Raw genomic sequence first — 26,232 nt, 5'->3', positions numbered from 1 at the left:
GACCAAGGTGCTCCTAGCGGCTCGCCGAGCCGAGAAAACTGAGGATTTCGCGGTTGTAGAGTTCCGGTACCTCCCACCAGGGCGAATGGCCGGAATCGGGGAGGATCGTCAGGCGCGCGCCGGGGATCCGATTGGCGATCAGGCGCGCATTGGCCGGTGGGGCGTAGAGATCAGCATCGCCGGTCAGGACCAGGACGGGAAAGTCGAAGCGCGGGAGGTCGGCCCAGCGGACGCGATTGGCGAAGCGCAAGGGGACGCGCTCGATGCCGGAGCGCGCCAGCATCGCATTCCAGCGGGCCACGCCCTCCGGGCATTGCGCCCGGTAGGATGGGCCGAGCTCGCGGAAATCATGGGGTAACTGCTCGAATTCAGGCGGCAGCAGCCGGTGCAGCATTGCCTGATAGTCGTCGTCGACCAGTCCGACGATGCTGCTGGAGATGACGAAGCTGAGCAGGCGCTGCGGGTGCGAGACCGCGAAATCGGTCGCGACCATGCCGCCGGCGGCGGTACCGATCAGGTGGCAGCGATCCAGCCCGAGCGCATCGACCAGCCGGAGCAAGTCGGTCGAGGCCGGCGTCGTCGCGGGCTCGTCGCCGTCGCCGGAGCGGAAATGCCCGCGCCGGGAATAGCCGATCACCCGATAGCCGGCTTCCGCGAAGACCGGCCATTGCAGGTCCCAGCACTCGCCGCTGCCGGCCGAGGCATGCAGCAGCACGATGGCGGGGCCGTCGCCGCCGGTATCCCAGACCCATAGCCGGACGCCATCGCCGACATCGACATGGGCTTCGTGCCGCGAGGGGCCGTGGGACAGGGCGGCGTTCACCGGCTCAATCCGCTTTGAAGGCGATGGCGTCGGCCTCGATCAGCCAGGCGGGATTGGCGAGGCCGCTGACCACGAAGGCCGTTGTTGCCGGCGGCTTGTCGGAGAAGTAGCCGTTGCGGATGCCGGCATAGCCGATGATCTCCTCGGCACTGCGGCAATAGGCGGTGATCTTGACGATGTCGTCGAAGCCCATGCCGGCCGAGGCGAGGACCGCGCCGATATTGTCCATCATCTGCCGGACCTGGTCGTCGAAGGCCTCTGGAATGGAGCCGTCGAGCCGGACGCCGACCTGCCCGGCGATGAAGAGCTGGCGGCCGGGGCCGCGGGTCTCGACCCCGTGCGAATAGAGATTGCGGGCGGGCGGCGCGAGCGTGCCGGGGTTGTGCTGGAGCGTGGGCATGGTCGTCTCTTGCGGTTGGAAGGGGATGGTTCAGGCGCCAACCTGGCTGACGAACTTGGTCGAGAGATAGGCTTCGAGCCCCTCCGTGCCGCCTTCGCTGCCGTAGCCGGAATCCTTGATGCCGCCGAACGGCGTCTCGGCCGCGGCGAGGCCGAAATGGTTGATCGAGACCATGCCGCTCTCGAGCCCGTCGGCGAATTGCGCGGCGCGCCGGGTCGAGCGGGTGAAGGCGAAGGCGGCGAGGCCAAAGGGCAGGGCATTCGAGCGCTCGATCGCCTCGTCGACCGAGCCGACCCGCACCAGCGCCGCCACTGGCCCGAACGGCTCGTCGCGCATGATGCGGGCGCTGTCGGGCACGTCGGAGAGCACGGTCGGCTCGAAGAAGAAGCCCTCATTGCCGATGCGGCGGCCGCCGGTTTCGAGCCTGGCGCCGTGCTGGACGGCGTCGGCGACGAAATCCTGCAGCGCGTCAAGCCGGCGGGCGTTGGCGAGCGGGCCCATCTGCGTGCCCTCGGCCGCCCCAGCGCCAACCTTGACCGCCTTGGCGGCCTCGGTGAAGGCGGCGCGGAAGCCGTCATAGACGGCGTCCTGCACGTAGAAGCGCGTCGGCGAGGCGCAGACCTGGCCGGCATTGCGGAATTTCAGGCCGACGCCGAGCTTCACGATCGCGTCGAGATCGACATCGTCGCAGACGATGAAGGGGGCGTGGCCTCCAAGCTCCATGGTGGCGCGCTTCGCCTGCGCCCCCGCCAGCGCGCCGAGGTGCTTTCCGACCGGAACCGAGCCGGTGAACGAGACCTTGCGGATCACCGGCGAGGCGATCAGCCGTTCCGAGATTTCCGCTGGCACGCCGAACAGGATGTTGAGCACGCCCTCGGGCAGGCCAGCCTCCTGGAAGCATTTGGCGAGCTCGATGCAGGCCGAGGGCGCCTCTTCCGGCGGCTTGGCGATGATCGAGCAGCCGGCGGCGAGCGCTCCGGCGATCTTGCGGACGAGCTGGGCGAGCGGGAAGTTCCAGGGGCTGAAGGCCGCGACGGGGCCGACCGGCTCTTTGACCACGATCTGGCGTGCGCCGGGAATCCGCGAGGGGATCACCCGGCCATAGGCGCGCCGGCCTTCCTCGGCATACCACTCGATATGCTCTGGCGCCGTACCGGCTTCGCCGCGCGCCTCGGCCAGCGGCTTGCCCTGTTCGCGGGTCATATGCTGCGCCATCACCTCGGCGCGCTCGCGGACCAAAGCGGCGGCGCGATGCAGGATGCGCGAACGTTCGAGCGCGGTCATGGCGCGCCAGGTCACAAAACCCTTCCGTGCGGCCTCCAGCGCGGCATCGACATCGGCGGCCTCGGAGAAGCCGAGCTTGCCGATCACCGTGCCGGTGGCGGGATCGACGACGTCGCCGGTGCGGGACCCGGATGGCGCGCGCCAGCTGCCGGCGATGAGAAGGGGCTTGTCGAGCATGATCGATGTCCTGCGTTGGAAGCTTGGGGCCGCAGCTGTGCGGCCCGGTAGTTGGTCGGGGGGAGGTGCGGGCGCTATTCGAGCTTGACCCCGATCGAGGCGATCAGCGGCCCCCATTTCGCCCGCTCGGCCTTGATGAAGGCGACGAACTCGTCCGGGGAGGTCGGCGAGGAGATCGCCTCCTGGCTCTCGAACTGCTTCAGCAGTTCGTCCGAGCGGAGCGTCGCCAGTGCGGCGGCGTGGATCCGGCTGGAAACCTCGACCGGCATCCCGGCCGGACCGACCAGCCCGTACCAATTGTCGGAGACGACATTGGGAAAGCCGGCCTCGGCGGTGGTCGGCACATCCGGCAGAGCCTTGATCCGCTTCTCGGTGGTGACCGCCAGGGCATTGACGATGCCGGCCTGGATCTGCGGCAGCAGCACCGGGATATCGGCCGTGACCATGTCGATATGGCCGGCGATCAGGTCGTTTACGGCCGGCGCCGCGCCGCGATAGGGCACATGGGTGATGTCGACAGCCGCCTCCGCCTTGAACAGCTCGCTGGCGAGATGGGTGATGCTGCCGAGCCCGGCCGAGCCGAAATTGACCTTGCCCGGATTCTTCTTTGCGTAGGCGACGAGGTCGGAGAGGCTCTTGAGACCGAGCTTGGCGTTGGTGGTGATGACCTCGGGAACGCGCGACACTAGAGTGAGCGGCGTCAGGCTGGTCTCCCAGTCGAACGGCATCTTCGGGACCATGAACGGCACGGTCGAGAGCGCCGCGGCGCCGGCAAGAGCGATCTGGTAGCCGTCCGGCCCGGCCTTCGCGATCGCGTCGATCGCCGGCAGCCCGGCAGCGCCGCCGGGGCGATTGTCGATGACCACCTGCTGGCCGAGCCGGGTACTCATCCCGCTGGCGAGGGCGCGGGCGAAGAGATCAGCCGGGCCGCCAGCCGCGAAGGTGACGATCAGGCGGATTGGCCTGATGGGATAGCTCTGCGCGCCGGCATTGCGCGGCGCCAGCATCGCTGCCCCGGCCGTCGCCATGAATCTGCGCCTATCCATGTCGATCCTCCTCCCGTTTGTTGGCTTTTTGCTCTGGACGCGCGGACGATCAGGACGGCTGCAAGGCAGGCTCGTGAAGGGCTGCAGCTGCAGGGAGCCGCGCCAGCGTCGCCCAGTATTCCCCGGCGATCCGCGCCACGAGCTCGGCGGCCGGGACGATGTCGTCGATCAGCCCGGCGCTCTGCCCGGCCTCGACCTTGCCGTCCTCGATGTCGCCGTCGAAGGCGGCGAGCTTCAGCGAGGAGCGCTGGAATAGCTCGCGCCGCTCCTCATCGGGACGCCCGGCGCGCTCGGCTGCCGCCATCGCCTCGGCGAAGCGGTTGCGCAACACGCGGATCATGCCGAAGCCGCGTCCGACCACCATGGTGTCGGAGACGGCGGCCGCGACGACGCGGCGGCGATAATCGTCATGCAGGCGCGCCTCTGGCGTCGCCATGAAGCGGGTGCCGAGCTGCGCGGCATCGGCGCCGAGCGCCAACGCGGCTGCGAGCCCTTGGCCGTCGGCGATGCCGCCGCCCAGCACGATGGGCAGCTCGGGCACGGCCTTCGCCACGGCGCGGCCGATCACCAAAGTCGAGACCAGCTCCGGCGGCGGGTGGCCGCCAGCCTCGCCGCCGACCACGACGAGGCCATCGACGCCCTTGGCCGCCGCCTTGGCGGCATGGACTTCTGAGGCGACGACATGCAGGCAGAGCGTGCCGACCGCCTTGAAGCGATCGAGATAGCGGTCCGGCCCACCCTGCGAGGCAATGATGACCGGGACGCGCTCGTCGACCAGCAAAGCGAGGATGTCATCGACTTCCCTGCGGTAGAGCGGGACGTTGACGGCGAAAGGCCGGTCCGTCTCTGCGCGCACATCGGCGATTGCCGCCGTGAGGTCGTCGCGCCGCATCGGCCCGGCAGCGATGACGCCGAGCCCGCCTGCGCGTGAGACCGCCGCCGGCAGCGCGGCGCAGGAGGAGGCCCAGCTCATCCCGGCCTGCACGATCGGCAGGTCGATGCCGACCATCCGGGTGAAGCGCGTCTCGATGCCCAGGCTCATACCACCGCCTCGAGCCCGAAGAGCTGGCGCGCATGGGCGGCGAGCTTGTTCTTCTGGACCTTGGAGCTCGCGGTCATGCCGATCTGGTCGAAGCTCTCGACGATCTCGACATAGCGCGGCACCTTGAAGCCGGCGAGATGCTCCTTGCTCCAGGCGATGATCTCGTCCGGCGCGAGCGAAGTGCCGCTCGCCAGGATCACGAAGGCGGCGGGCACCTCGATCAGGCGCTTGTCGGGCACGCCGACGACCTGGGCCTGCTGGATGCCGGGATGGCGGTGCAGCACGTTCTCGATATCGGCCGAGGCGACGTTCTCGCCGCCGACGCGGATGATGTCCTTGGCCCGCCCGACAAAGGCGAGCCGGCCATCGGGCGAGAGGCGGCCGAGATCGCCGGTGCGCAGCCAGCCGTCCTCGCTGAGGACCGCGCGGGTCTCCTCGGGCTTGGCGTAATAGCCCTGCATCACGTTCCAGCCGCGCGCATAGATCTCGCCGACCTCGCCCGGGCCGGGCTCAGGGCCATCCTCAGTCGCGCGGATCTCGACCTCGACGCCGGGATGGATGCGCATCCAGCCGGCGATCCGGTCGGCGAGCGGGTCCCACCAGGCGGCGGTGCAGATATTCGGCGAGGCTTCCGACTGTCCGTAGCAGACCGCCATCTCGGTCGCGCCGAGTTGGCGCGCGATGCGCTCCATCACCGAAGGCGTCGCCGCTGCCCAGCCGCCGCGCAAGGAGAGCTTGCGCTGGGGCAGATCGGGATGGTCGAGCAGCATCAGGAAGATGGTGTCGTTGCCCGACATCAGCGTGCAGCGCTCCTCCTCCATCAGGCGCAGGGCATCGCCGGGCTCGTAGCGCTCGCAGCTGACGAGGCAGGCGAGATGTTGCAGCGAGGCGATCACGGCGAGCGTGCTGCCGGCGACGTGGAAGAAGGGCCGCGGGCTGAAATAGCGCTCGCCCGAGCGCAGGCCGAAGAAGCGGCCGGCGGAATAGGCGTCCCATGTCATGTTGCGATGGGTCAGCACCGCCCCCTTCGGGAAGGAGGTGGTGCCGGAGGTGTACTGGATCAGCAGCGGGTCATCGGCCGCCGGCACGGGGGGCGGGACGGGCTGGCCGGCGCCTGCCTTCAGGAAATCGGCGAAGCTGGTCGCGCCCACCGGGACGGCCTCGCCGAGAACGACGACGCGGGTCAGCTTGGGCAAGGCCGGGTCCGGCAACTTCGTATCGACCGCCGGGCAGATCTGCTTGAGAATCTCGACGAAATCGATCTTGAGCAGCCGGTCGGTCATGAACAGCAGCGAGACGTCCGATTGCCGCAGCGTGTAGGCGATCTCCTCCGCCTTCAGCCTAGTGTTGACCGGCACGGTGACGGCGCCGAGCCGGGCGATGGCGTGGAACAGCACGATCCAGGGGATGCTGTTGCCGAGGCAGATGCCGACATGGTCGCCCTTGCGAACGCCATGCACGGCGAGCGCGGCGGCGACCTCATCGACTCGGGCGGCGAGGACGGCATAGCTGATGCGCTCGCCATTGCAGACGACGGCCTCCTCCCTGCCGGCAAGGCGCACAGCGCGCGCCAGGGCTTCCGGCAGAGTGTCGGCGCAGCCGAACAGATCGGATGGTAGTTCGCTGGCGCTCATGAGTTCTTTCCCTGTGCGTCGCGCTCGGCGAAGGCCTCGAGGCCCTTGCGCCATTCGGTGTCGGCGAGCGCGCGCTCGATCGCGGCGAGCTCGATGCGGATGCCGGTCGAAAGATCGGTCTTCTCACCGAGCTCGATCGATTGCTTGGCGAGGGTCAGCGCCAGCGCCGGCGCCTTGGCGATCTCAGCGAGCAGCTCCGCGACTGTCGCCTCGAGCTCGTCCGGCGCGACGATGCGGTTGACGAGGCCTGCGGCCAGCGCCTCCTCGACCGGCCAGCGCCGTGCCGTGAACAGCAGCTCCTTTGCCAGCCGCTTGCCGACGACGCGCTGCAGGCGCTGCGTCGCGCCGACCGTGCCCCAATGCACTTCGGGGAAGGTGAAGCTCGTGCGCTCGGACGCGATGATGAAGTCGCAGGCCATGGCGATCTCGCCGCCGGAGCCGACGACCGGCCCGTCGACGACGCAGACCACGGCCTTGCTGGAGCGCTCGATCGCGTCATAGGCGGCAAAAGAGGCAAGCCGGCGCTGGCGCACCCAGATCTCGTCCTTGCCCTTGCGCTCCTTGAGGTCAGCCCCGGCGCAGAAGACCGGGCCGGCGCCATCGAGCCGGACGATGCGGATCGCCGGGTCGGCCTCGATCCCCTCGAACACGGCCCGCAATTCGCGGCACATCGTCAGGTCGAGCGCGTTGCGCGCTTCGGGACGGTTCAGCGTCACCCGCAGGATCGGCCCGTCGGCGACGACCGCCAGGCGCTCGAAGGGCATTCCGGATAGAAGACTCTGGCTCATGCGCCGATCTCCTTCAGGCCGAATTCGGTGGCGAGGGCCGCGCTGTCGGCGCCGTGCAGCGGTGGGGTACCGAGGAAGGGGGCGTCATAGCCGGTGAAGAGCAGCGGATTGCGCAGGGCCGGGAAGGCGCCGGCGGTCGGATGCTGGAACTCCGCCACCATGCCGCGTGCCTGGACATGCGGATCGGCCAGCACCTGTGCGACCGTGTTGACCTCGCCGGCCGGGACGCCGGTTGCGCGCAGGGCCTCGGCGACGTCGGCGCGATTGCGCTGGGCGAGGGCCTCGCGCATCGCCGCCATCACGCGCTCGCGCTGCTTCACCCGCTCGGCATTGCGGGCGAGAGCCGCATCGGCCGCGAGTTCGTCGAGGCCGAGAACCGAGCAGATCGCCTGCCAATGCTGGTCGCTGCCGCTGATATGCAGCCATTCGTCGCCGGCGCAGGCGAAGGCGGCGGAGGGGACGCGACCCGGATGCTCGGTGCCGGTGCGCTGCGGGTCCTCGCCGAGAGCGAAGAGGCGCGCCGCGGCGATGGTCAGCAGGCTGATCTGGGTGTCGAGCATCGAGAGGTCGACATGGCAGCCCTTGCCGCTGCTGGCTCGGCCGACCAGTCCGGTCAGGATGGCGACGGCGTTCCAGAGCCCGGCGGTCAGGTCTGCCATCGGCACGCCGACCTTGGCGGGCGGGCCGCCCGGATGGCCGGTCAGCGCCATCACGCCGCTCAGCGCCTGGAAGATGGTGTCGTAGCCGACGCGGTCGCGATAGGGGCCGCTCTGGCCGAAGCCGGTATTGGAGACGTAGACGAGACCCGGCTTCTCCTGGGAGAGCTGCGCATAGCCCAGCCCCATTGTGTCCATCTGGCCGGGCAGGAAGTTCTCGAGGACGACGTCGGCCTGCAGCGCAAGCGTCTTTGCCGCGGTGCGGCCAGCCGGCGTCTTCAGGTCGAGGACGATCGATTCCTTGCCGCGGTTGAAGGCGAAGAAATAGGCGCTTTCCTCGCCGACTCGCGGCTCCCATTGCCGGGATTCATCGCCGGTGCCCGGCCGCTCGACCTTGATGACCCTGGCGCCCATCTCGGCCAGGATCATCGTTGCCATCGGCCCGGCGAGGACGCGCGAGAAGTCGACTATGGTGATGCCGTCGAGCGGTCTCATGCACAGTCCCCGTCGCGAAAGCTGCGCATCAGCGCATTGATGTCGCGTCCGGCCGCCATCGCCGCCTCGAAGGGCAGGTCGGCGACGCGGTAGAACAATCGCTTGGTCGCCTCCATCGCGACCGGCTTCACCTTGGCCCAGCCCTCGGCGATGGCGAGCGCCTCGGACAGCACGTCTTCCGGCGCCACGACCTTGTTGACGAAGCCGAGCCGCAGCGCCTCTTCGGCGCCGACCATCCGCCCGGTGCTGATCAGTTCGAAAGCGAGCTTGCGGCCGACGGCGCGCTGCAGGCTCGTCATCACGATGGCGGGCACGAGGCTGTGGCGCAGCTCGGGATAGCCGAATTTCAGGTCGCTGCCGGCGACGACCATGTCGCAGCCGATCGCGGTGCCGGCGCCGCCGCCGACCGCGACGCCCTGCACCGCCGCGACGACGGGCTTCGACAGGCCCGGCAGCAGCATGTGCAGCCGCGTCGTCAGGTCGGCGCGGGCGACCACGGCCTTCTGGTTGGCCGGGGTGAGGTCGGCGAACTCCTTGAGGTCGGCGCCGGCGCAGAAGCCACGCCCGGCACCGGCCAGGACGACGGCCCGGATCGCCTCGTCCGCTTGAGCCGCGAGCAGCGCGTCGAACAGCGCCTGCGTCAGCGCCGTGTCGAGCGCGTTGAGCTTGTCGGGCCGGTTCATCGTCAGGATGCGGACGGCGCCGCGGGTCTCGACGAGCAGTGGGCTTTGAGTCTGGGACATGCTTCCTCTTTCGGGTCAGGCGACGAGGCCGAGGCCGGAACGGGCGACCATCGAATGGAGCTGGCGACCGAGAACTTCCTCGCAGCGATGCGCGGTCTCGATCAGGGCGGTGAGGTCGAGGCCGGTCGGCACGCCCATCGCCTCGAACATGTTGACGAGGTCCTCGGACGCGACATTGCCGGTGAAGCCGCCGCCATAGACGAGCTGGGCCGGGTGGCCGCCGATGCCGCCGAAGGCGCTGTCGAAATTGCGCACCCCTGCCTCATGGGCGGCGACGCAATTGGCGAGGCCTGTGCCGCGGGTGTTGTGGAAATGCGCGATCAGCGTCAGCTCGGGCACTGCTACTGCGACAGCCTGGAACAGCGCCCTCGTGGTGCGTGGCGTGGCGAGACCGGTGGTGTCGCCCAGCGTGACATGGCGCACGCCGAGGGCTGCGAACCTGGTGGCGTCGGCAATGACGGTGCTGGGATCGACCTGGCCCTCGAACGGGCAGCCGAAGGCGACCGAGATCGTGCCGATCAGGCGGAAACTACCCTGCGCGGCGGCGACCATCGCTTCGACATTGGCCCATTGTTCGGCCCGCGAGCTCTTCAAGTTGCGCTCGCTATGCGCCTCCGTCGCCGAGATCAGCAGGCTGATTTCGTTTGGTCCGTAGCCGGCTTCTGAATCGGCGACGGCGCGAGCGACAGCGCGCGGATTGGGGCAGGTCGCCTTGTAGAAGACCCCGTCCTTGCGCCGGATGCCGGCGAGGACCTCGCTGGCGTCGGCGAAAGCCGGCACCACCTTTGGATTGGAATAGGACGTCGCCTCGATCCGCTGGAAGCCAACGGCGGTGAAGGCGTCGATCAGCGCGATCTTCTGCTCGCTCGGCAGGAAGACGGGCTCATGCTGCAGCCCGTCGCGGGCAAAGCATTCGCAGATGACAACCGCATCGGTCATGGCGTCAGTCCAAAAAAAAACCGGCACACGGACGAGCGGGTTTTCCGCTCCTGCGTGTGCCGGTCCGATTTGCTGTGGTCCCGCTGCCTTTGAAGGGCATCGGGGCACAAATCTCCTAGCTGCTTTCAGGTCTATGCTCGTGTCCGGCGCGCCGTCAAGTGGCGAAATCTCGGGCGTTCACCGAGAGCGAGCGGCCGGTTCCTCCCTTACCGGGGCACTGTGGATGTGCGCCGACCGGTTTGACAAGCACCGTGCTCGCAGGCATTTTCCGAGCTGTCAGGCGATTGGCGATGGGCCGCTTAGACGGCTGCCCAGACAAGCGATCGAACCGGCTCTTCCCGAAAATTTTGCGCGGATGCGAGGCGGTTTTCGATCGCCTTGAGCCGGCATGCGAGGTGCGCCATGACCGCCAATTCCAATCACGCCAGAGACATCGCCTACCAGCTCCATCCGCAGACCAATTTCTCGCTGCACGAGAAGATCGGCCCGACGATCATCTCCCGCGGCGAGGGTTTCCACGTCTATGATGATGCTGGCAACCGCTATCTCGAAGCCATGGCCGGCCTATGGTGCGCGGCGCTCGGCTTCAGCGAGAATCGGCTGGCCGAAGCGGCGGCAAAGCAGTTCGCGGCGCTGCCCTATTACCAGAACTTCGCACACCGGACCTCGGAGCCGGCGATCGCGCTCTCCGAGCGCCTGATCGAGATCGCGCCGGTGCCGATGTCGAAGGTGCTGTTCCAGAGCTCGGGCTCGGAAGCCAACGACACCGCGGTGAAGCTGGCCTGGTATTATTTCCACGCGATCGGCAAGCCGCAAAAGCGCAAGATCATCGCCCGCAAACGCGCCTATCACGGCACTTCGATCGCCAGCGCCAGCCTGACCGGCCTGCCGCATATCCACCGCGACTTCAACCTGCCGCTCGATGGCTTCCTGCACGTGACCTGCCCGCATTTCTACCGGGAAGGCTTGCCGGGCGAGACCGAGGAAGCCTTCGCTGCGCGCCTTGCCAGGGAGATCGAGGACCTGATCCTGGCCGAGGGGCCGGAGACGGTCGCCGCCTTCTTCGCCGAGCCGGTGATGGGCACCGGCGGCTGCGTCGTGCCGCCGAAGGGCTATTACGAGAAGGTCCAGGCGATCCTCAGGAAATACGAGGTGCTCTTCGTTGTCGACGAGGTCATCACCGGCTTCGGGCGCACCGGCAACTGGTGGGGCACGCAGACCTATGACCTCGAGCCCGACATGATCAGCAGCGCCAAGGCGCTGACCGCGGCCTATCAGCCGCTCTCGGCCTTGCTGCTATCGGAGCCGATCTACCAGGCTATGAAAGAGCAGGGCGACAAGATCGGCGTCTTCGGCCACGGCTACACATATGGCGGCCACCCAATCGCCTGCGCGGTCGGGCTGGAGGCGCTGACGCTCTATGAGGAGCGCGGATTGATCGCCGGTGCTCAGGCGCTCGGAGCCAGGTTGGAAGGCCGCCTCAAGGCCCTGCTCGACCATCCACTGGTCGGCGAGGTCCGCGGCGTCGGCCTGATGTGGGGGATCGAGCTCGTCCGCTCCAAGGCGACGCGGCAGGCCTTCGAGCCCTCGCTGAAGTTCGGCCTTGAGATCCAGCGTCTTGCCTTCGAGAACGGCCTGATCGTGCGGGCGCTCGGCGATACCTTGATCATGACGCCGCCGTTGATCATCACGCCCGACGGCATCGACGATGCCGTCGACCGCTTCACCAAGGCGCTCGACCTCGGGCTCGACCTGCTGACGACGAAGGGTATCGCGCCGGACAAGGCCGCCTGAGGGCGGCCAAGCCCAAGCTCAGCCGCGATTGTCGCGGATTTGGAAATAGCGCTGCACGGCGGCGCGCGTGGCGACGATCAGCGCCTCGCGCGACGGCGTGTGCACGGCCGTGGAGATCAGCCGTTCCAGCGGCGCCATGCCGTTGCTCACGTCGTAGCCGACGATGAGGCGCGAGTAGAACGAGCGGGCGAGCTGCGTCACGAAGGTGGCGTCGACCGCCACGATCACGTTAGTCGCCGGGTCGATTTCCAGCACCACGCCGGCATGTTTGAACTCCTCGAACATGCTGGTGCCCTTGGGAGCGGCGGAGTAGCCGCTCACCAAAACGGTCTTGACGTCGGCCATGGCGATTCCCCGGTTTGTGATTGCTTGGCCTGACGGCTCTCACACTCACCTGCCAGCTGACAAGGGGTGAAACGACGGTTGGAGGATGACGGTTGACAGGGGTGAAATTCCGGCGCGTACTAAATGGGCTAGGTGATTTGTGCTGGGCCTGCCCCTCTCGCGACGGGCTCCCAGGGGAACAATTCAGACCGGCGCTTTCTCTCCAGGCCGATCCGGCCGGGGTTAAAGCGCCGGTCTTTTTTGTTTTCGGTCACCTCGGCGCAAAACAATTCCGAGGGGTTGGCAATGACCGACAGGACAGACAACGCAAGGCGCCGGCAGATCGTCATGATCGTCGGGGCGGCGATTTCCGCGATGCTTCCGGCGGCCGCGATGGCGCAGGAGACCGTGGCCGTCGCCGGCTATGGCGGCGCGATGCGCAAGGGCTTCGATGCCGCGCTGGTCAATCCCGCGGCGCAGAAGCTCGGCCTCAAGATCCGCAGCGAAACCCATGGCGATTTGCCGTCGATCCGGGTGCAGGTTCAGTCGGGCGCCCCGGCCTGGGACCTCGTCCATCTCGGCGGCGATGAATGCGCCCGCGGCGAGAGTGAGGGACTGTTCGAGCCGCTCGACCTGTCGAAGCTCGACGACGCTGCGATCCCGGCGGCCGCCCGCGGCAAGAGCTGGGTCGCGACGAACTATTATTCCGTGGTCATGGCCTGGCGGACCGACAAGGCAAAGCAGCCGCCGAAGTCCTGGGCCGATTTCTGGGACGCCAAGGCGTTTCCGGGCCGCCGAGCCGTCTCCGGCCTCGCCCAGGAGACGCTGGAGATCGCGCTGCTCGCCGATGGCGTTGCCAAAGACAAGCTCTACCCGCTCGATGTCGAGCGCGCGCTTGCCGCGATCAAGCGGCTCAGGCCGCAGATCGGCGTATTCTGGACGACGGGCGCCCAGTCGACACAGCTGATCAAGGATGGCGAGGTCGACCTGATCGCGATCTATGGCAGCCGCGTCTCGCCGGTGATCGAGGACGGCAGCGCCGTCCAGTTCACCTACGACCAGGGGCTGCTCGGCTATGGCTGCATCGCCGTTCCCAAGGGCGCGAAGAATGCCGCCAAGGCGAAGGAGCTCGCTCTGGCGATGATCTCGCCCGAGATCCAGGCCGACATTATCGAGAAGATGGACAATTACGGCCCGGTCAACGCAAAGGCCTATGAGGTCCGCAAGTTCACGCCGGAACAGCTCGCTAAGACCAATTCCTCGCCGCAGAATGCCGCAAAGCAGGTGCTGATCGACGCGGCCTGGTGGGCCAAGAATGGCGACAAGGCGGAAGAGGCCTTCAAGTCGGCGATCCTGCAATGAAGGTTCCGGTTTCGATCCGGGGGCTCTCGAAGAAGTTCGGCTCTTTCGAAGCGCTCAAGTACATCAATCTCGACATCGCTCCCGGGGAGTTCGTCACACTGCTCGGCCCGTCCGGGTCGGGCAAGACCACGCTGCTGCAGGTGCTTGCCGGCTTCGTCACCCCCACCAGCGGCAGCATTCTGGTCGCGGGCGAGGAATTGCTGACGAGGCCGCCGCATCAGCGCGAGATCGGCCTCGTCTTCCAGAACTATGCGCTGTTCCCGCATATGAACGTGTTCGAGAACGTCGCGTATCCGCTGAAGCTCCGGCGCCTCTCGCGGAATGAGATCGAGGCCAGGGTGCGCGGCGCGCTCGACATGGTCAGGCTGAGCCAGTTCATCGATCGTCCAGTCGACAAGCTCTCGGGCGGGCAGAAGCAGCGCGTCGCCCTGGCGCGGGCCATCGTCTTCGAGCCGCGCATCCTGTTGATGGACGAATCGCTCTCGGCGCTCGACAAGAAACTGCGCGAGCAGATGCAGATCGAACTGCGCCATCTGCATGAGCGCCTACATACGACGACGGTGTTCGTGACGCATGACCAGCGCGAGGCGCTGACCATGTCGGACCGGATCGCTGTGATCAACAACGGCTCCCTGATCCAGTTCGATACGCCGCGCGCGATCTATGACCGGCCAAGGACACGCTTCGTCGCCGACTTCGTTGGTGAGACGACCTTCCTGCCGGTCGAGCTGGGGGCCGGTGGCGGCGCCAGTGTATTTGGCACGCCCTTGCGGCTGCCGGACCACGCAGGAGCATCGGCGGCCAATCCGCGGGAAAGTTGGCTGGCGCTGCGGCCGGAAAAACTGGCGATCGGGCCGGCCGCCGGTCCGGAGGCTGAGGTCAACTCCTTCTCGGCCGTGGCGCGCGAGACCATCTTCCAGGGCGATAGCCTGCTGGTGATCGCGGGCTTCCCGGACGGACAGAACATCGCGGTCCGGCTGGTGCCGCAGGAGGCCAATCGCGGGCTGGTGCCGACGCCCGGCCAGCCGATCCACATCAACGTCCACCGCAATGACAGCATCCTGGTCAGCGGCGATGTCTGAGGCGCGATCCATGAGCGGCATCGCCGCGGCCGTGGCGCCTGGCTCGACTGAGGCGTCATATTTCGCTCGTGCGGAGCGAAAGGAGGCTCTGTCCTTCGCGCTCCTCGCCGTGCCAGGGCTCGTCGTCATCGGGCTCCTGCTGATCGTCCCGGTCGGCTGGCTCTTCGTCCTCTCCTTCATAGGCAAGGATGGCGGCGTCTCGCTCGAGAACTACGCGAGGCTGGCGCAGCCGGTCTATGTCATCACCTTCGTGACGACCTTCCAGATCGCCGGGATCGTGACAGTGGGCTCGATCCTGCTCGGCTATCCTGTCGCCTATCTGCTCTCGCAGCTCAGTCCGCGGGCGGCGGCGATCTGTATGATCTTCGTGATCTTGCCGTTCTGGACCTCGGTACTGGTGCGCACCTATGCCTGGCTCGTGCTGCTGCAGCGACGAGGCTTGATCAACAGCTGGCTCGTCGGCCTCGGCATCATCAACGAGCCGATCCCGTTGGTGAACAACTTCATCGGCACGACGATCGGCATGCTGCATGTGCTGCTGCCCTTCATGATCCTGCCGCTCTATTCGAACATGAAGACAATCGACACCGATTATCTGAAGGCGGCGTCGAGTTGCGGCGCCTCGCCAATGCGGGCCTTCTGGGATGTGTTCTTTCCGCTCAGCCGTCCCGGCCTCTTCGCCGGCACGGTGCTCGTCTTCATCCTGAGCCTCGGCTTTTATCTGACCCCGGCTTTGCTCGGTGGCGGGCGCGTCAGCATGTGGTCGATGCAGATCGCCACCAATGTCTCGACCTACAGCAACTGGGGTGCCGCGAGCGCGCTCGGGGTGCTGCTGCTCGTCGTGACGATCGCCATCCTCGCCGCGCTGAACAAGGTGTTCCGCGTCGACAAGCTCTACGGGGGCCGCTGATGCTGACCGCCGCCGCCAGCGCCACGCAGATCAGACATTATCAGAGGCTCTGGCTCTACGGCCTCTGCGCGCTGATCTTCACCTTTCTGATCGTGCCTTGCGTGCTGATCGTGCCGATGTCGTTCTCGGCCTCGAACTATCTCGAGTTTCCGCCGCGGGCCTGGAGCCTGCGCTGGTATCGCGAGTTCTTCGACTCGGCCGAGTGGATGGATGCGCTCTGGCTGTCGCTCAGGGTCGCCGGGCTGACCACGCTGATCGCGACGCCGATCGGCACCGCGGCGGCTTACGGTCTCTCGCAGATGCCGGAGCGATTGACCAAGCCGCTGCGCCTGTCCTTCCTGCTGCCGATGATTGTGCCGAACATCCTGGTCGCGATCGGCGTCTTCTTCGTCTTCGCCAGGCTCGGGCTCAACAACACGATGACCGGCCTCGTGCTCGTCGGCATCATGCTGGCGCTACCCTTCGTGCTGGTGACGGTGTCGAGCGGACTGCAATCCTTCGACGGCAATTTGGAGCGGGCGGCCCGCAGCCTTGGCGCCACCAGGCTGAAAGCGTTCCTCACCGTGACGGTGCCGCAGATCAAGAGCTCGATCGCGGCCGGGGCGCTGTTCGCCTTCGTAGCCGCCTTCGACGAGGTGGTGATCGCCCTCTACATCTCCAGCGGCGAGAACTCGACCTTGCCGCGCAGGATGTTCGCGAACATCCGCGATCAGGTCGACCCGTTGGTCGCGGCGGTCTCCTCGGTGCTCGTCGTCGCCTCGATCGTGCTCCTACTCATCGTCCAGATCGCGAAGCGGCCGGAGAAGGGAGCAGCGCGATGACCGCGAAATTCGCCTGGAAGAAAGACGACGGGGACGCGGCTGAGCTCGATTCAATCTGCCAATACGCGATCCAGGGCGTGCACGAGGCCTCCTATCTGGAGTTCCTGCGCTTCGCGCCGCTGGAGAAGCCGGAGGCCGAGATCAGGGCGACGCTCCATCCCGGCTGTGATCGCATGCGCCTGCCTGCCCATATCGAGGCGCGCGCCGGCTTCTATCTCGCGGATACGCTGACGGCGGTCTCGCCTTCGACCTGGCAGAGCGCTTTTGCCGGGGCACGAAACGCCATGGCCGGCGCCTTGCGCACCGCGGCGGGCGAGCGGCAGGTCGTCATCCGCTGCGCCGGAGGTGGGCGTCATGCCTATGCCGGACGCGCGGCGCATGGATGCCACCTCAATCATGCGGCGATCGCGGCGTCTTTCCTGCGCGAGAGCCTGCCGCGAGTCGCGGTGCTCAGCCTCGGCGAGCATCACGCCAACGGCACCCAGTCGATCTTCCTGTCGCGTGCCGACGTGCTAACCGTGTCGGTTCATGGCGATCCCGCCCGGCGCTACCCGTTCTACACCGGCTATGCCGACGAGCAGGGCAGCGAGGACGCCGCCGGCGCCAATTTGAACCTCGTCCTCGGCGCTGAAGCCGACGAGAATACCGCCGATGCCGCGCTGGACGAAGCCTGCGAGGCAATCCGGCGCTTCTCGCCCGGAGCGGTCGTGGTCGACCTCGAAGCCGGGCTCGGCGCCCCTTTCGACCACCTAGTCCGGTCGGGCCCTGCCGCCGCGGCGCGCAAGCTCTCCGGAGCCCTGAATTGTCCGGTCATGGTGATCACATGTGAGACCAGCTAGTCGGCCGCGCGCCTTTGCCAAGGCGCCACGCCGAACCTGGCTTTTCATCAACGTCGCAAGGCATTTCGTGGTGCCCGTCCCGCAAGGACGGACACGGACAAGCGGATGAACCGGCGCCGGCATGCGGACAGCCCGTCCGCGTGCGCGGCGCCGTTTTCACTGAGGAGGAGAAACATGACGCAGTGTCCATCTGGCGTGACGATGTCGCGCTTGGCATTCGCTGCTGCCGTGATGATCGGCTCGGCGCCGGTCGCCATGGCGCAGGATTCGGTCACCTTCGCCGGCTTCGGTGGGCAGTATCAGAGCAGCGTCCGCAAAGCGCTGTTCGACCCGGCGGGCAAGAAACTCGGTGTGCGCGTCCGCGAGGAGAGCCATAGCGGCCTCGCCAGCGTCAGGGTGCAGGTCCAGTCCGGCAAGCCCGGCTGGGACATCGTTCAGATGGGCGAGGCCGACTGCGCCCGCGGCCAGAGCGAAGGGCTGTTCGAGCAGCTCGACTATTCGAAGATTGACACGGCTGGCATCGCGCCGCAGGCGCGTGGGACCGCTTATATCGGCAGCAACTACGTCTCGACCGTGCTGGCCTGGCAGAAGGACAAGTACAAGGACAAGCCGCCGCGCAACTGGAAGGACTTCTGGGATCCCAACGCATTTCCGGGCCGGCGGGCGATGCACATCTATCCGCAGGAGAGCATGGAAATCGCGCTCCTCGCCGACGGGGTCGACAAGGACAAGCTCTATCCGCTCGACGCCGACCGGGCCCTCGCGTCACTGGCCAAACTCAAGCCCTCGATCGACGTCTTCTGGCAATCGGGCGCCCAGGCCGCTCAGCTGCTGAAGGACGGCGAGGTCGACATGATGGTGATCTGGGGCAGCCGTGTCGCCAGCGTGCTGGCTGACGGTGCGCCGGTCGACTTCACCTATGACCAGGCCCTGCTCGGCTTCGGCTGCTTCGGCATCCCCAAGGGCGCGGCGAACGCTGCTGCCGCCCAGCGCATGATCGCGGAGATGGTGACGCCCGAGATCCAGGCCAACATTCCCGACCTGCTGCCCTATTACGGGCCGATCAACGAGCGCGCCTTCGCGGTGAAGCAGTTCTCAGCCGACGCGCTGGCGAAGGCCAATTCCTCGCCGCAGAACAAGGGCCGTCAGGCACCGCTCGAGCCCGCGTGGTGGGCCGACAACAACGCCAGCGTGCAGGAGCGCTACCAGGCGCTGATTGCGAAGTGAGCCTCTAGAGGACTGCCTGAGATGAAGACGATCTTCCATCCCGACCAGTACGGTCATCACGTGCGCACCCGGCTTTCGGGTGGCGCGCTCACCTCGGCGCTGGAGGTGCCGGACCGGGCGCGCGTCCTGCTCCAGGCGGCCGAGGGCTGCACCGAGGCCGTGGTCGCGCCGGGGCCGGCCGACCTTTCTCTGATCCGGCGCGTCCATGATGCCGACTATCTCGACTTCCTCGAAACCGGCTTCGCCGCCTGGAAGCAGCGATTCCCGGCGAGCGAGGAATTGCGCCCGAGCCTGCATCCCAACGCCTATATGCGGCGGCTGCCGCAGGATCTACTCGGACGGGCCGGCTATTACATCGCCGATGCGGCGAGCGTGCTGCTCGCCGACAGCTGGCCGGCGATCCTCGCCAGCGGTGCGACCGCAATCGATGCGGCGACGCGGGTGCTGAACGGCGAGGGGGCGGCCTATGCGCTGTGCCGGCCGCCGGGACATCACGCGTATCGCGACCAGGCCTGCGGCTACTGCTTCCTCAACAACACGGCGCTGGCGGCGACCTTGGCGCGCGATCACGCGTCGCGCGTCACCATCCTCGATGTCGACGTGCACCATGGCAACGGTACACAGCAGCTCTTCTATGATCGCGCCGATGTCCAGACGATCTCGGTCCATGCCGATCCGGCCACGGTCTACCCGTTCTATGCCGGCTATGCCGACGAGATCGGAGTCGGCGCTGGCGAGGGCTTCAACCTCAACCTGCCGGTGCCGGAGGGAGCCGACGACGAGGTCTACCTCGCTGTCGTCCGGCGGGCTGTCGAGCAGGCAAAGACCTTCTCTCCCGATGTCCTGGTGATCGCGCTCGGGCTCGATCCCTCGGTGGCCGATCCTTTCGCCTGCACCGCCGTGACGACCGAGGGCTTCCGGCGCATGGGCGAAAGCCTCGCCAGTCTGCGGCGCCCGACCGTGATCATCCAGGAAGGCGGCTATCCCTCGCCGGTGCTGGGCGACAATCTCGCCGCCTTCCTCACCGGTTTCCAGGAGGCGATGGCGTGAGCGGTCTTGCTGCGCCCGCTCTGGACGACGCGCTGATGGCGCCGCTGCCCCAGTTCGCTGGCGACGAACTGGCCGCGATGCTGCGCGAGCATTTCGGGATCAGCGGCTCGTTCGCGCGGATCAGCGGCGAGCGCGACCTCAACCTCCATGTCGCCTGCGCAGATGGCCAGGACTTCGTCTTCAAAGTCTGCGGCAACTCCGAAAGCGTGGAGGAGCTCGCCTTCCAGAACGCAGCGCTCACTCATCTGGCACGGACCGATCCGGCCCTGCCGGTGCCGCGCGTAGTTGCCGCTCGCGACGGCAGCACCATCGTCGCCCATGAAAGTGGCGGCCAGCGCTATCTGCTGCGCGTCCTGACCTATCTGCCGGGCGAGCCTGTGCTCGGCAGCAAGCTGTCGCGAGTCCAGCGCGTCGAGATCGGCATGCTGGCGGCGCGGCTCGATCGCGCCCTGGCCGATTTCGAGCATCCCGCCGCGAACCGGGCCTTCATCTGGGATCTTGTCCACGTCACCAGCCTGCGCGAGAAGATCGCCTTCCTCGATACCGATCAGCGCAAGGCGACGGCCGCGCGCGTGCTCGACCGCTTTACTACGACGGTCGGGCCGCTTCTGCCGGCACTGCCACGACAAGTCGTCCACAACGACCTCAACCAGGCCAATCTGCTGCTCCGGCCGCAGGATGGCTCGGTCTCCGGCATCATCGATTTTGGCGACATGATCGAGACGATACGTGTCGCCGAGGTCGCGATCGCCTCCGCGCATCTGCTTTACCGTGAGGCCGATCCGATGAGCGCGATGGCGCAGGTGGTGAAGGGTTATGCCCGGCTCCTGCCGCTCGAAGCGAACGAAATCGCGGTGCTGCCGGTACTCGTACAAGCGCGGCTCGCGACGCGCGAGCTCATCGTCTCGTGGCGCCGCCAGGCCAACCCTGCCGCGACGACGTCCTATCGCGACGATGTCAGCCGCTTCGGCTGGGAAGCGCTCGCCCGCTGCGATGCGGTGTCCTTGTCCGAGACCGCCGAACGCCTGGCCGAGGCCGCGCGCCTCGGCGGCCACTGAACTCTCCTCCGGAAAGAAGTTTGCCATGTACGACACGCTGATGGAACGCCGCGCCCGCCTGCTCGGGCCGATGTACAAGCAATTCTACCAAACCCCATTCGTGCCGGTGCGCGGCGAGGGCGTCTGGGTGACTGACGAGAACGGCAAGCGCTATCTCGACGCCTACAACAACGTCCCCCATGTCGGCCATTGCCACCCGCGCGTGGTCGAAGCGGCGAGCCGCCAGCTCGCGACCTTCAACTCCAACACCCGCTACCCCAGTGAATTGATCGTCGACTATGCCGAGCGCCTGGCCGAGACCATGCCGGATCCGCTCAAGGTCTGCATGTTCGTCTGCTCGGGGACCGAGGCGAACGAGCTAGCCTGGCGGATCGCTATGGCCAATTCCGGCGGAAGCGGTGCGCTGATCACCCGCTCGGCCTTCCACGGCAATTCGACCATCATCGGCGCACTCGATTCCTCGACGATTCCTACCGAACGCCAGCAAGCCTGGGTCGCGACCGTGCCTGCGCCTGAGCACCGCGGCATTGGCGACAGGACGCCGAAACTGACGGCATCTGAGTATGCCGAACAATATCGCCGGGCGATCGTCGGCCTCGCCGAGCGTGGGCACCGGCCGGCTGCGTATTTCGCCTGCCCCGTCTTCGCCAGCGACGGTCTTTACAGCCCACCCGCTGGATATCTCAACGAAGCGATCGCCGAGGTTCGCAAGTCGGGCGCACTGATCATCGCCGACGAGGTCCAGTCGGCGCTTGGACGCACAGGTACGCATTTCTGGGGCTTCCAGCATGCCGGGATCACGCCTGATATCGTCACCATGGCGAAGCCCATGGGCAACGGTCTGCCGCTCGCCGTGGTCATAACCCGACCGGAGCTGGTCGAAGGTTTTTTGAAGACTGAACGCTATTTCAACACCTTCGGCGGCAACCAGGTCGTCGCCGCAGCCGGCATCGCTGTGCTCGACGTGTTGCGGGAGGAGGGTCTGCAGCAGAACGCACTTCAGGTCGGCGCCTATCTGCGCGGCCGGCTCGCCCGGTTGATGGATCGGGACGAACGCATCGGCGATGTCCGCGGCACCGGCCTGTTTGTCGGGGTAGAGGTCGTCAGGGATCGTGCGAGCCAGGTGCCAGCACCGGAGATTGCGCGCGTGCTGATCGAGGGACTGCTGCAGCGCGGTGTGCTCGTTGGCATCACCGGAGCCGGCCGCAACCTTCTAAAGATCCGCCCACCGATGATTTTCTCGCAGGACCATGCCGACCAGTTGGTGGAAGCGCTGGAGAGCGTGCTTTAATCACACAAAGTTGGGCTTTGCCCCGCCGCCGACGCAAGTATCGCTGGCCCCGGAATCTCGATGGTCGGGCCGGTCGCAGCGGCGGGGTGCCGCATGTGCTGGGTGTAGAATTTCGCCAACCAGCGGGGAGCGAATCAAGGAGGAGCTACTCGGTTCCAGCCGATTTGCCATGGCGATAGGGCGTTCGCCTCCTCCCGAGACGCATTTTCGAAGGATCAAATCCAGAGAACATGCCGTTACGACGTTCGAGCTCGGGCCTCGCCGCAGGATCTTCCTGTAGCCGCGCATCGTCCTGGGTTCGAGCTCGCTGTTTCGCCCTCTTACGTTCCTCGGGATCGAATGTTTTGTCACCCATCTCCCCCTCCCGTTGAGCTCTCTTCATAGCACAGGCGGCTCACCAGAAGCCCATCCTTAGTCTGTTGGCGGCGCGGTGCCGACCCGATGGGCTTTGGTACCGATCAGCCCACACGTGGTCGGCAGTCGACGGATGCCGAGCGATCGAGGTTGGGTCGACGTCGCGCCAGTTCCAGACATTGGCCCGCTAGTCTGAAGCGGACACCAAGTGAGCGCGCCTTGAGATTGGTCAAGGTCGGGTGTTAGGGCTTCGTACAGCGATTTCTTGACGGAAACGCCATCAGAGGAGGCCTATTGAGCGGTAGTCGGAGCCCGTAGGGGCCAGCATCCGACGTCTATCACGGCGAGTTTCAATGAGAAGTAGGCCGGCTGACTTCATCGGCCTGCGATCGCGAACTAACCGGCCACCTGAATCACAATAGGGCCACCTCGCTTCCCCTCACGCAAAAACGCCCGGCCGAGCCGGGCGTTTTTCTTGATTGTGGAACTCAACGTGAAATCGAGGCAACATTATGCCTTCGTTTTCAGACACGAGGACAAGCGATCTGTTTTGCGTTCAGTCGTCGAGCCGCAGGTGTTTCATACTTGTGCCGACGCGGACCAACGGGATCGCGCTTGTTTCGATCTGACGGGGGCACAGAACTCGGGCCGCTAGTAAGTTCCATAACAAACCTTATGCGAATCATTTGTGTAGGCCCCCGTTAGAAAGGTCACCGGTCTCCCCGTTAGAGATGTCACTCGTGCTGAGTGCTGGCTTGCTGGGAGCTTTGCGTGATGACGGTGGTGTCGATGAGCCCTGCCGAACTCGACCGGGTTCAGGTGCTGCGGGATGTCGTGGCGGAGCGGATTTCGGCGACTGAGGCGGCGCAGTTGCTGCGTCTGACGCGCCGGCACGTGTTTCGGCTGCTGCGGGCGTACCGGGCACGCGGTCCGGCAGCGCTGGTCTCGCGGAAGCGCGGCAACCGGAGCAATCGATCCTACCCAGCGATGGTGCGAACGCATGCCCTGGCGCTGATCCGGGCGAACTATCCGGATTTCGGGCCGACGCTGGCGGCGGAGAAGCTCGCGGAACGGCATGGGCTGCGGTTGGGCGTCGAGACGGTGCGGCGCTGGATGATCGCCGACGGGATCTGGCGCGATCGTCGGGAGCGGCTCAAGCCGGTGCACCAGCCGCGCTACCGGCGCGATTGCGTCGGCGAGCTCGTCCAGATCGACGGCTCGCAGCATTGGTGGTTTGAGGACCGTGGCCCGCAATGCACCCTGCTCGTCTTCATCGACGATGCGACCAGCCGGCTGATGCATCTGCAATTCGTCACGGCGGAGTCGACCTTCGACTATTTTGCTGCGACGCGGAGCTATTTGCAGCGCCACGGCAAGCCGGTCGCGTTCTACTCTGACAAGCACGCGACGTTTCGGGTCAACAAGGTCGGTGCGACCGGCGGCAATGGCATGACCCAGTTCGGCCGGGCGCTGGATCAGCTCAACATCGACATCATCTGTGCCAATGTCCCGCAGGCCAAAGGCCGGGTCGAGCGCGCCAATGGCACGCTACAGGACCGGCTGGTGAAGGAGCTGCGGCTCGCCGGGGTCTCATCGCTCGAGGCCGGGAACGCCTTCCTGCCGGGCTTCATGGAGGACTTCAACCGGCGCTTCGCCAAGGTGCCGTTCAACGACAAAGACCTGCATCGTCCGCTCGCCGGGGACGATGATATCGACGAGGCCTTTGCCTGGAAGGAGGAGCGGACGGTCTCGCAGAACCTGACGCTTCAATACGACAAGATGCTTTTCATCCTTGAGCCAACGCCGGTGACGCGCCCCCTCGCCCGCCAGCGCGTGACGATTTACGACTATCCGGATGGTCGATTTGCGATCCGGCACCAGGGCCTCGACCTGCCCTATCGGACTTTCGACAAGGTACAGCAGGTTGATCAGGCCGCAATCGTCGAGAACAAGCGGCTCGGGCCGGTTCTGGCCTACATCGCCGAGCGCCAGAAGGAGCTCAACATGAAGCGCAGCGGCCGTGCGCCACGACGGCAGGGCCAGGGCAAGAGCCTCTTCAAGGCGGGCTGATCGCTTGGGGTTAAATTCACTCTCGCAGCAAAAATCTAAGGCTCCCGGTATGACACCGCAGCGCGGCTGAGCAACCCTGACCAGCTCCGCCGCGCTGCTAGAGTTTTCCTGAAGATCTGTCTCAGGTGACATCGGCGCATTCAACTGGTGACATCTCTAATGAGGACACGAAGAGACTTGTCTAACGGGTTCTGACAATTTGTGTAGGCCGGTGGATTCCATTTCCAAGTGCGACTCATGAGAGAAATCAGTGAGTTACGCCGGAGTGCTTTTGGATGGCCTACGCCTACTGATGCGCTCGATCACCTGGTCGAGCCTCAAGGCTTGGGGTGTCAGGCTCATGAAGACGAAGGGCCGTCGGCGCGCTATCGTCGCCGTCGCCCGCAAGATTGCGGTCCTGCTCCATCGCATGTGGGCCGACGGTACCGACTTCCGCCTGGGATCGGAGGCTGCAGCATGACCTGACCACAGCTTTCCAGCGATCATGGCCGGGATCGTCCCACGCGGACGACGGGATGGATGAAGCCGCAAACGTCTGCTGCACTTCAAAGCGCGTCCAACAGCGAGGCTCTCCAGACCCTATCCGATGCATGCGTGCAGCGGCTTCGCTCGACAGAAGCCACCAGACTGCGAAGAGAAGCGTGACCCGCGTGAACGAGACCCCGGCGCAAAGGTGCAATCCGAGCTTGACCCATCTGCCCGATTAGAGAAGCGGACGTTTCCAAGGTCTGCATTGGGCGACCACTTCCAGACTCGTGCCCCGCAGCAAACGCTCGGCGACTATCCGACTAGTTGCGCTTTCGAAGCGCGGCGTCGAGGCTCCACGGCCCGCCACCAAAGAAGACGAGAAGCAGGGCGGCGAAGCAAAAGGCCGTGATCAGGCTGCCACTATTGCCCATCGGGGTCCAGCCGCGTGGGAAATGCACGGTCCAGTATCCGACTGCAGTGTAACCTGCCACGAAAAAGGCTGCGTAGCGCGTGAACAATCCGACGACGAGCAAAGAGCCAGCGATCAGTTCGATGACGCCCGCGATGCCAAACATTGTCAGCAGCTGGATATTGGCAGGGCCAGGGATCGGAAATCCGAACCATTTCGAAAAACCGTGTTGAAGGATAAGTAGCCCAAACAGGATCCGGAAGATGCTGAGCATCTGAGGTTGAAAAGTATTCAGCTTGGCGTCGATGTTGTCCATGAGCCGTCCCTCCCCTTTTTGGGCCAGGAGCGCTTGGATGCCTGTGAATAGTAGGCGTTGTTTGAGATGGTTGGAAGGGCGGATTGCTGCCGCCTATCAACTGCAATTTCCAATCGCGTCATTTGCTGCCGGCATGACGCGGAGCCGGACAATCTCAGAGCCGTTCACCAGCCCAGCGGACGTCGAGGAGCTCGCCGTCGCGCTTCTCGATCCCCTATTCCCGGTTATGAAAGGTATCAGGCTGATCGGCGTTACCGTTTCGACGCTCAATGAAGCAGCGGCGAGCTCGGCGACCGATCAACAGCTCTCGCTGCTATAGCGCCTCCATTTTGGATGGCTCAGGCGGCCTTGCCCCGAGGCGCTTTCCGGCGCTGCTGACCCAGGCCCATTTTCTTGGCCAGGTTCGAACGTGCTTCAGCATATGCCGGCGCAACCATCGGATAGTCGGCCGGGAGCCCCCAACGCGCCCGGTACTGCTCGGGCGACATGTCATAGGCGGTGCGAAGGTGCCGCTTCAGCGACTTGAACTTCTTTCCGTCCTCGAGACTGATGATGTACTCCGCAGTGATCGACTTCTTGATCGCGACTGCCGGCGTGGGCTTTTCCTCGATCGTCGGTGTGGCGCTCTCCGAGCCCAATCCCGTCATCGCTGCGTAGGTCGTTGCAATCAGGTTCGGAAGCTCAGCTGCAGGCACGCTATTGTTCGAGACGTAGGCAGAAACAATATCGGCTACCAGACCGACCAGAGTATCATTGTTCTCTGACATTGTGCTCTCCTGCAATGTCGGCGAAGCGCTCCGCAGAATTCGGAATTAGCTGCCTATTATCTT

25 protein-coding genes and 1 pseudogene are annotated in these 26,232 nt (G+C 65.9%); 13 read left to right on the top strand and 13 right to left on the bottom strand.

From position 1 onward, the window contains the following. Window positions 1–13 precede the first annotated feature (13 nt). From FQV39_RS29940 to FQV39_RS29895, 10 genes are all read right to left on the bottom strand, one after another. Window positions 14–823, bottom strand: coding sequence for an alpha/beta fold hydrolase (locus FQV39_RS29940; protein WP_187640377.1), 810 nt, complete (start codon window positions 821–823; stop codon window positions 14–16). 4 nt (window positions 824–827) lie between these two features. After that, on the bottom strand, window positions 828–1,223 hold the full coding sequence (locus FQV39_RS29935; protein ID WP_149134142.1) for a RidA family protein: 396 nt from the start codon (window positions 1,221–1,223) through the stop codon (window positions 828–830). A 30-nt stretch (window positions 1,224–1,253) separates the two neighbouring features. Continuing rightward, window positions 1,254–2,687 (bottom strand): NAD-dependent succinate-semialdehyde dehydrogenase, encoded by a 1,434-nt coding sequence (locus tag FQV39_RS29930; RefSeq protein WP_149134457.1) that lies wholly within the window; start codon window positions 2,685–2,687, stop codon window positions 1,254–1,256. 71 nt (window positions 2,688–2,758) lie between these two features. Further along, the gene (locus FQV39_RS29925; protein WP_149134141.1) at window positions 2,759–3,730 is read right to left on the bottom strand and encodes a Bug family tripartite tricarboxylate transporter substrate binding protein; all 972 of its coding nucleotides are present in this window, start codon (window positions 3,728–3,730) and stop codon (window positions 2,759–2,761) included. Window positions 3,731–3,779: 49 nt separating this feature from the next. Next, window positions 3,780–4,772, bottom strand: coding sequence for an NAD(P)H-dependent flavin oxidoreductase (locus tag FQV39_RS29920; RefSeq protein ID WP_149134140.1), 993 nt, complete (start codon window positions 4,770–4,772; stop codon window positions 3,780–3,782). Then, on the bottom strand, window positions 4,769–6,406 hold the full coding sequence (locus FQV39_RS29915) for an AMP-binding protein (protein WP_149134139.1): 1,638 nt from the start codon (window positions 6,404–6,406) through the stop codon (window positions 4,769–4,771). The genes FQV39_RS29920 and FQV39_RS29915 overlap by 4 nt, the downstream gene beginning before the upstream one ends. Beyond that, window positions 6,403–7,194: an enoyl-CoA hydratase/isomerase family protein gene (locus FQV39_RS29910; protein WP_248313547.1), complete on the bottom strand. Its 792-nt coding sequence runs from the start codon at window positions 7,192–7,194 to the stop codon at window positions 6,403–6,405. Before FQV39_RS29910 ends, FQV39_RS29915 begins: the two co-directional genes overlap by 4 nt. Beyond that, complete coding sequence (locus FQV39_RS29905; protein ID WP_149134138.1) at window positions 7,191–8,345, bottom strand: CaiB/BaiF CoA transferase family protein; 1,155 nt, start codon at window positions 8,343–8,345, stop codon at window positions 7,191–7,193. The genes FQV39_RS29910 and FQV39_RS29905 overlap by 4 nt, the downstream gene beginning before the upstream one ends. After that, window positions 8,342–9,088, bottom strand: coding sequence for an enoyl-CoA hydratase/isomerase family protein (locus tag FQV39_RS29900; protein ID WP_149134137.1), 747 nt, complete (start codon window positions 9,086–9,088; stop codon window positions 8,342–8,344). The genes FQV39_RS29905 and FQV39_RS29900 overlap by 4 nt, the downstream gene beginning before the upstream one ends. Window positions 9,089–9,103: 15 nt before the next feature. Next, window positions 9,104–10,027 carry a hydroxymethylglutaryl-CoA lyase gene (locus tag FQV39_RS29895; protein WP_149134136.1) on the bottom strand — a complete coding sequence of 308 codons (924 nt, stop codon included), beginning with the start codon at window positions 10,025–10,027 and terminating at the stop codon, window positions 9,104–9,106. A gap of 402 nt (window positions 10,028–10,429) precedes the next feature. On the opposite strand from FQV39_RS29895, the gene FQV39_RS29890 reads away from it, so the two are divergent. Next, complete coding sequence (locus FQV39_RS29890; protein WP_149134135.1) at window positions 10,430–11,821, top strand: aminotransferase; 1,392 nt, start codon at window positions 10,430–10,432, stop codon at window positions 11,819–11,821. Window positions 11,822–11,839: 18 nt separating this feature from the next. On the opposite strand, the gene FQV39_RS29885 is transcribed toward FQV39_RS29890, so the two are convergent. Beyond that, window positions 11,840–12,166 carry a DUF3870 domain-containing protein gene (locus FQV39_RS29885; RefSeq protein WP_149134134.1) on the bottom strand — a complete coding sequence of 109 codons (327 nt, stop codon included), beginning with the start codon at window positions 12,164–12,166 and terminating at the stop codon, window positions 11,840–11,842. Window positions 12,167–12,451: 285 nt separating this feature from the next. On the opposite strand from FQV39_RS29885, the gene FQV39_RS29880 reads away from it, so the two are divergent. The 11 genes and pseudogenes from FQV39_RS29880 to FQV39_RS29830 all read left to right on the top strand — a co-directional run. Next, window positions 12,452–13,507 (top strand): ABC transporter substrate-binding protein, encoded by a 1,056-nt coding sequence (locus FQV39_RS29880; RefSeq protein WP_149134133.1) that lies wholly within the window; start codon window positions 12,452–12,454, stop codon window positions 13,505–13,507. Beyond that, window positions 13,504–14,589 carry an ABC transporter ATP-binding protein gene (locus FQV39_RS29875; RefSeq protein ID WP_149134132.1) on the top strand — a complete coding sequence of 362 codons (1,086 nt, stop codon included), beginning with the start codon at window positions 13,504–13,506 and terminating at the stop codon, window positions 14,587–14,589. Before FQV39_RS29880 ends, FQV39_RS29875 begins: the two co-directional genes overlap by 4 nt. A gap of 10 nt (window positions 14,590–14,599) precedes the next feature. Continuing rightward, window positions 14,600–15,499, top strand: coding sequence for an ABC transporter permease (locus tag FQV39_RS29870; RefSeq protein ID WP_149134131.1), 900 nt, complete (start codon window positions 14,600–14,602; stop codon window positions 15,497–15,499). Continuing rightward, complete coding sequence (locus tag FQV39_RS29865) at window positions 15,499–16,320, top strand: ABC transporter permease (protein ID WP_149134130.1); 822 nt, start codon at window positions 15,499–15,501, stop codon at window positions 16,318–16,320. The genes FQV39_RS29870 and FQV39_RS29865 overlap by 1 nt, the downstream gene beginning before the upstream one ends. Beyond that, the gene (locus FQV39_RS29860; protein ID WP_149134129.1) at window positions 16,317–17,159 is read left to right on the top strand and encodes an arginase family protein; all 843 of its coding nucleotides are present in this window, start codon (window positions 16,317–16,319) and stop codon (window positions 17,157–17,159) included. The genes FQV39_RS29865 and FQV39_RS29860 overlap by 4 nt, the downstream gene beginning before the upstream one ends. Before the next feature lie 174 nt (window positions 17,160–17,333). Further along, a complete protein-coding gene (locus tag FQV39_RS29855; RefSeq protein ID WP_187640376.1) occupies window positions 17,334–18,386 on the top strand; it encodes an ABC transporter substrate-binding protein in 1,053 nt (350 codons plus the stop codon). Window positions 18,387–18,407: 21 nt separating this feature from the next. Next, on the top strand, window positions 18,408–19,436 hold the full coding sequence (locus FQV39_RS29850) for a histone deacetylase family protein (protein WP_149134127.1): 1,029 nt from the start codon (window positions 18,408–18,410) through the stop codon (window positions 19,434–19,436). Next, the gene (locus FQV39_RS29845; protein WP_149134126.1) at window positions 19,433–20,494 is read left to right on the top strand and encodes a phosphotransferase; all 1,062 of its coding nucleotides are present in this window, start codon (window positions 19,433–19,435) and stop codon (window positions 20,492–20,494) included. The genes FQV39_RS29850 and FQV39_RS29845 overlap by 4 nt, the downstream gene beginning before the upstream one ends. 25 nt (window positions 20,495–20,519) lie before the next feature. Continuing rightward, window positions 20,520–21,785: an aspartate aminotransferase family protein gene (locus tag FQV39_RS29840; protein WP_248313546.1), complete on the top strand. Its 1,266-nt coding sequence runs from the start codon at window positions 20,520–20,522 to the stop codon at window positions 21,783–21,785. 1,128 nt (window positions 21,786–22,913) lie between these two features. Then, window positions 22,914–24,209, top strand: coding sequence for an ISNCY family transposase (locus tag FQV39_RS29835; RefSeq protein WP_149128942.1), 1,296 nt, complete (start codon window positions 22,914–22,916; stop codon window positions 24,207–24,209). A 286-nt stretch (window positions 24,210–24,495) separates the two neighbouring features. Then, window positions 24,496–24,669: pseudogene (locus FQV39_RS29830) on the top strand (IS110 family transposase); the annotation flags it as partial. Window positions 24,670–24,997: 328 nt separating this feature from the next. Here the strand turns inward: FQV39_RS29830 and FQV39_RS29825 are convergent. After that, window positions 24,998–25,402, bottom strand: coding sequence for a DoxX family protein (locus FQV39_RS29825; protein ID WP_149134125.1), 405 nt, complete (start codon window positions 25,400–25,402; stop codon window positions 24,998–25,000). 37 nt (window positions 25,403–25,439) lie between these two features. Here FQV39_RS29825 and FQV39_RS29820 point away from each other — a divergent pair, with 37 nt between their 5' ends. After that, a complete protein-coding gene (locus FQV39_RS29820) occupies window positions 25,440–25,721 on the top strand; it encodes a DinB/UmuC family translesion DNA polymerase (RefSeq protein WP_248313545.1) in 282 nt (93 codons plus the stop codon). 19 nt (window positions 25,722–25,740) lie between these two features. Here FQV39_RS29820 and FQV39_RS29815 read toward each other — a convergent pair whose 3' ends face one another. Beyond that, window positions 25,741–26,169 carry a Ros/MucR family transcriptional regulator gene (locus FQV39_RS29815; RefSeq protein WP_149134124.1) on the bottom strand — a complete coding sequence of 143 codons (429 nt, stop codon included), beginning with the start codon at window positions 26,167–26,169 and terminating at the stop codon, window positions 25,741–25,743. Window positions 26,170–26,232: the final 63 nt, after the last annotated feature.

The sequence above is a fragment of the Bosea sp. F3-2 genome, from assembly GCF_008253865.1.
GTDB lineage: Bacteria > Pseudomonadota > Alphaproteobacteria > Rhizobiales > Beijerinckiaceae > Allobosea.
Note: the sequence above shows the minus strand (reverse complement) of the source record. Positions and strands in the feature narration are given on the sequence as shown.

Coding starts and splice junctions, on each gene's coding strand:
- FQV39_RS29855 (WP_187640376.1), top strand. CDS start 17,334: ATGACGCAGTGTCCATCTGGCGTGACGATGTCGCGCTTGGCATTCGCT.
- FQV39_RS29860 (WP_149134129.1), top strand. CDS start 16,317: ATGACCGCGAAATTCGCCTGGAAGAAAGACGACGGGGACGCGGCTGAG.
- FQV39_RS29825 (WP_149134125.1), bottom strand. CDS start 25,402: ATGGACAACATCGACGCCAAGCTGAATACTTTTCAACCTCAGATGCTC.
- FQV39_RS29870 (WP_149134131.1), top strand. CDS start 14,600: ATGAGCGGCATCGCCGCGGCCGTGGCGCCTGGCTCGACTGAGGCGTCA.
- FQV39_RS29850 (WP_149134127.1), top strand. CDS start 18,408: ATGAAGACGATCTTCCATCCCGACCAGTACGGTCATCACGTGCGCACC.
- FQV39_RS29900 (WP_149134137.1), bottom strand. CDS start 9,088: ATGTCCCAGACTCAAAGCCCACTGCTCGTCGAGACCCGCGGCGCCGTC.
- FQV39_RS29815 (WP_149134124.1), bottom strand. CDS start 26,169: ATGTCAGAGAACAATGATACTCTGGTCGGTCTGGTAGCCGATATTGTT.
- FQV39_RS29895 (WP_149134136.1), bottom strand. CDS start 10,027: ATGACCGATGCGGTTGTCATCTGCGAATGCTTTGCCCGCGACGGGCTG.
- FQV39_RS29920 (WP_149134140.1), bottom strand. CDS start 4,772: ATGAGCCTGGGCATCGAGACGCGCTTCACCCGGATGGTCGGCATCGAC.
- FQV39_RS29875 (WP_149134132.1), top strand. CDS start 13,504: ATGAAGGTTCCGGTTTCGATCCGGGGGCTCTCGAAGAAGTTCGGCTCT.
- FQV39_RS29915 (WP_149134139.1), bottom strand. CDS start 6,406: ATGAGCGCCAGCGAACTACCATCCGATCTGTTCGGCTGCGCCGACACT.
- FQV39_RS29865 (WP_149134130.1), top strand. CDS start 15,499: ATGCTGACCGCCGCCGCCAGCGCCACGCAGATCAGACATTATCAGAGG.
- FQV39_RS29910 (WP_248313547.1), bottom strand. CDS start 7,194: ATGAGCCAGAGTCTTCTATCCGGAATGCCCTTCGAGCGCCTGGCGGTC.
- FQV39_RS29820 (WP_248313545.1), top strand. CDS start 25,440: ATGCCTGTGAATAGTAGGCGTTGTTTGAGATGGTTGGAAGGGCGGATT.
- FQV39_RS29905 (WP_149134138.1), bottom strand. CDS start 8,345: ATGAGACCGCTCGACGGCATCACCATAGTCGACTTCTCGCGCGTCCTC.
- FQV39_RS29880 (WP_149134133.1), top strand. CDS start 12,452: ATGACCGACAGGACAGACAACGCAAGGCGCCGGCAGATCGTCATGATC.
- FQV39_RS29890 (WP_149134135.1), top strand. CDS start 10,430: ATGACCGCCAATTCCAATCACGCCAGAGACATCGCCTACCAGCTCCAT.
- FQV39_RS29885 (WP_149134134.1), bottom strand. CDS start 12,166: ATGGCCGACGTCAAGACCGTTTTGGTGAGCGGCTACTCCGCCGCTCCC.
- FQV39_RS29935 (WP_149134142.1), bottom strand. CDS start 1,223: ATGCCCACGCTCCAGCACAACCCCGGCACGCTCGCGCCGCCCGCCCGC.
- FQV39_RS29925 (WP_149134141.1), bottom strand. CDS start 3,730: ATGGATAGGCGCAGATTCATGGCGACGGCCGGGGCAGCGATGCTGGCG.
- FQV39_RS29840 (WP_248313546.1), top strand. CDS start 20,520: ATGTACGACACGCTGATGGAACGCCGCGCCCGCCTGCTCGGGCCGATG.
- FQV39_RS29835 (WP_149128942.1), top strand. CDS start 22,914: ATGACGGTGGTGTCGATGAGCCCTGCCGAACTCGACCGGGTTCAGGTG.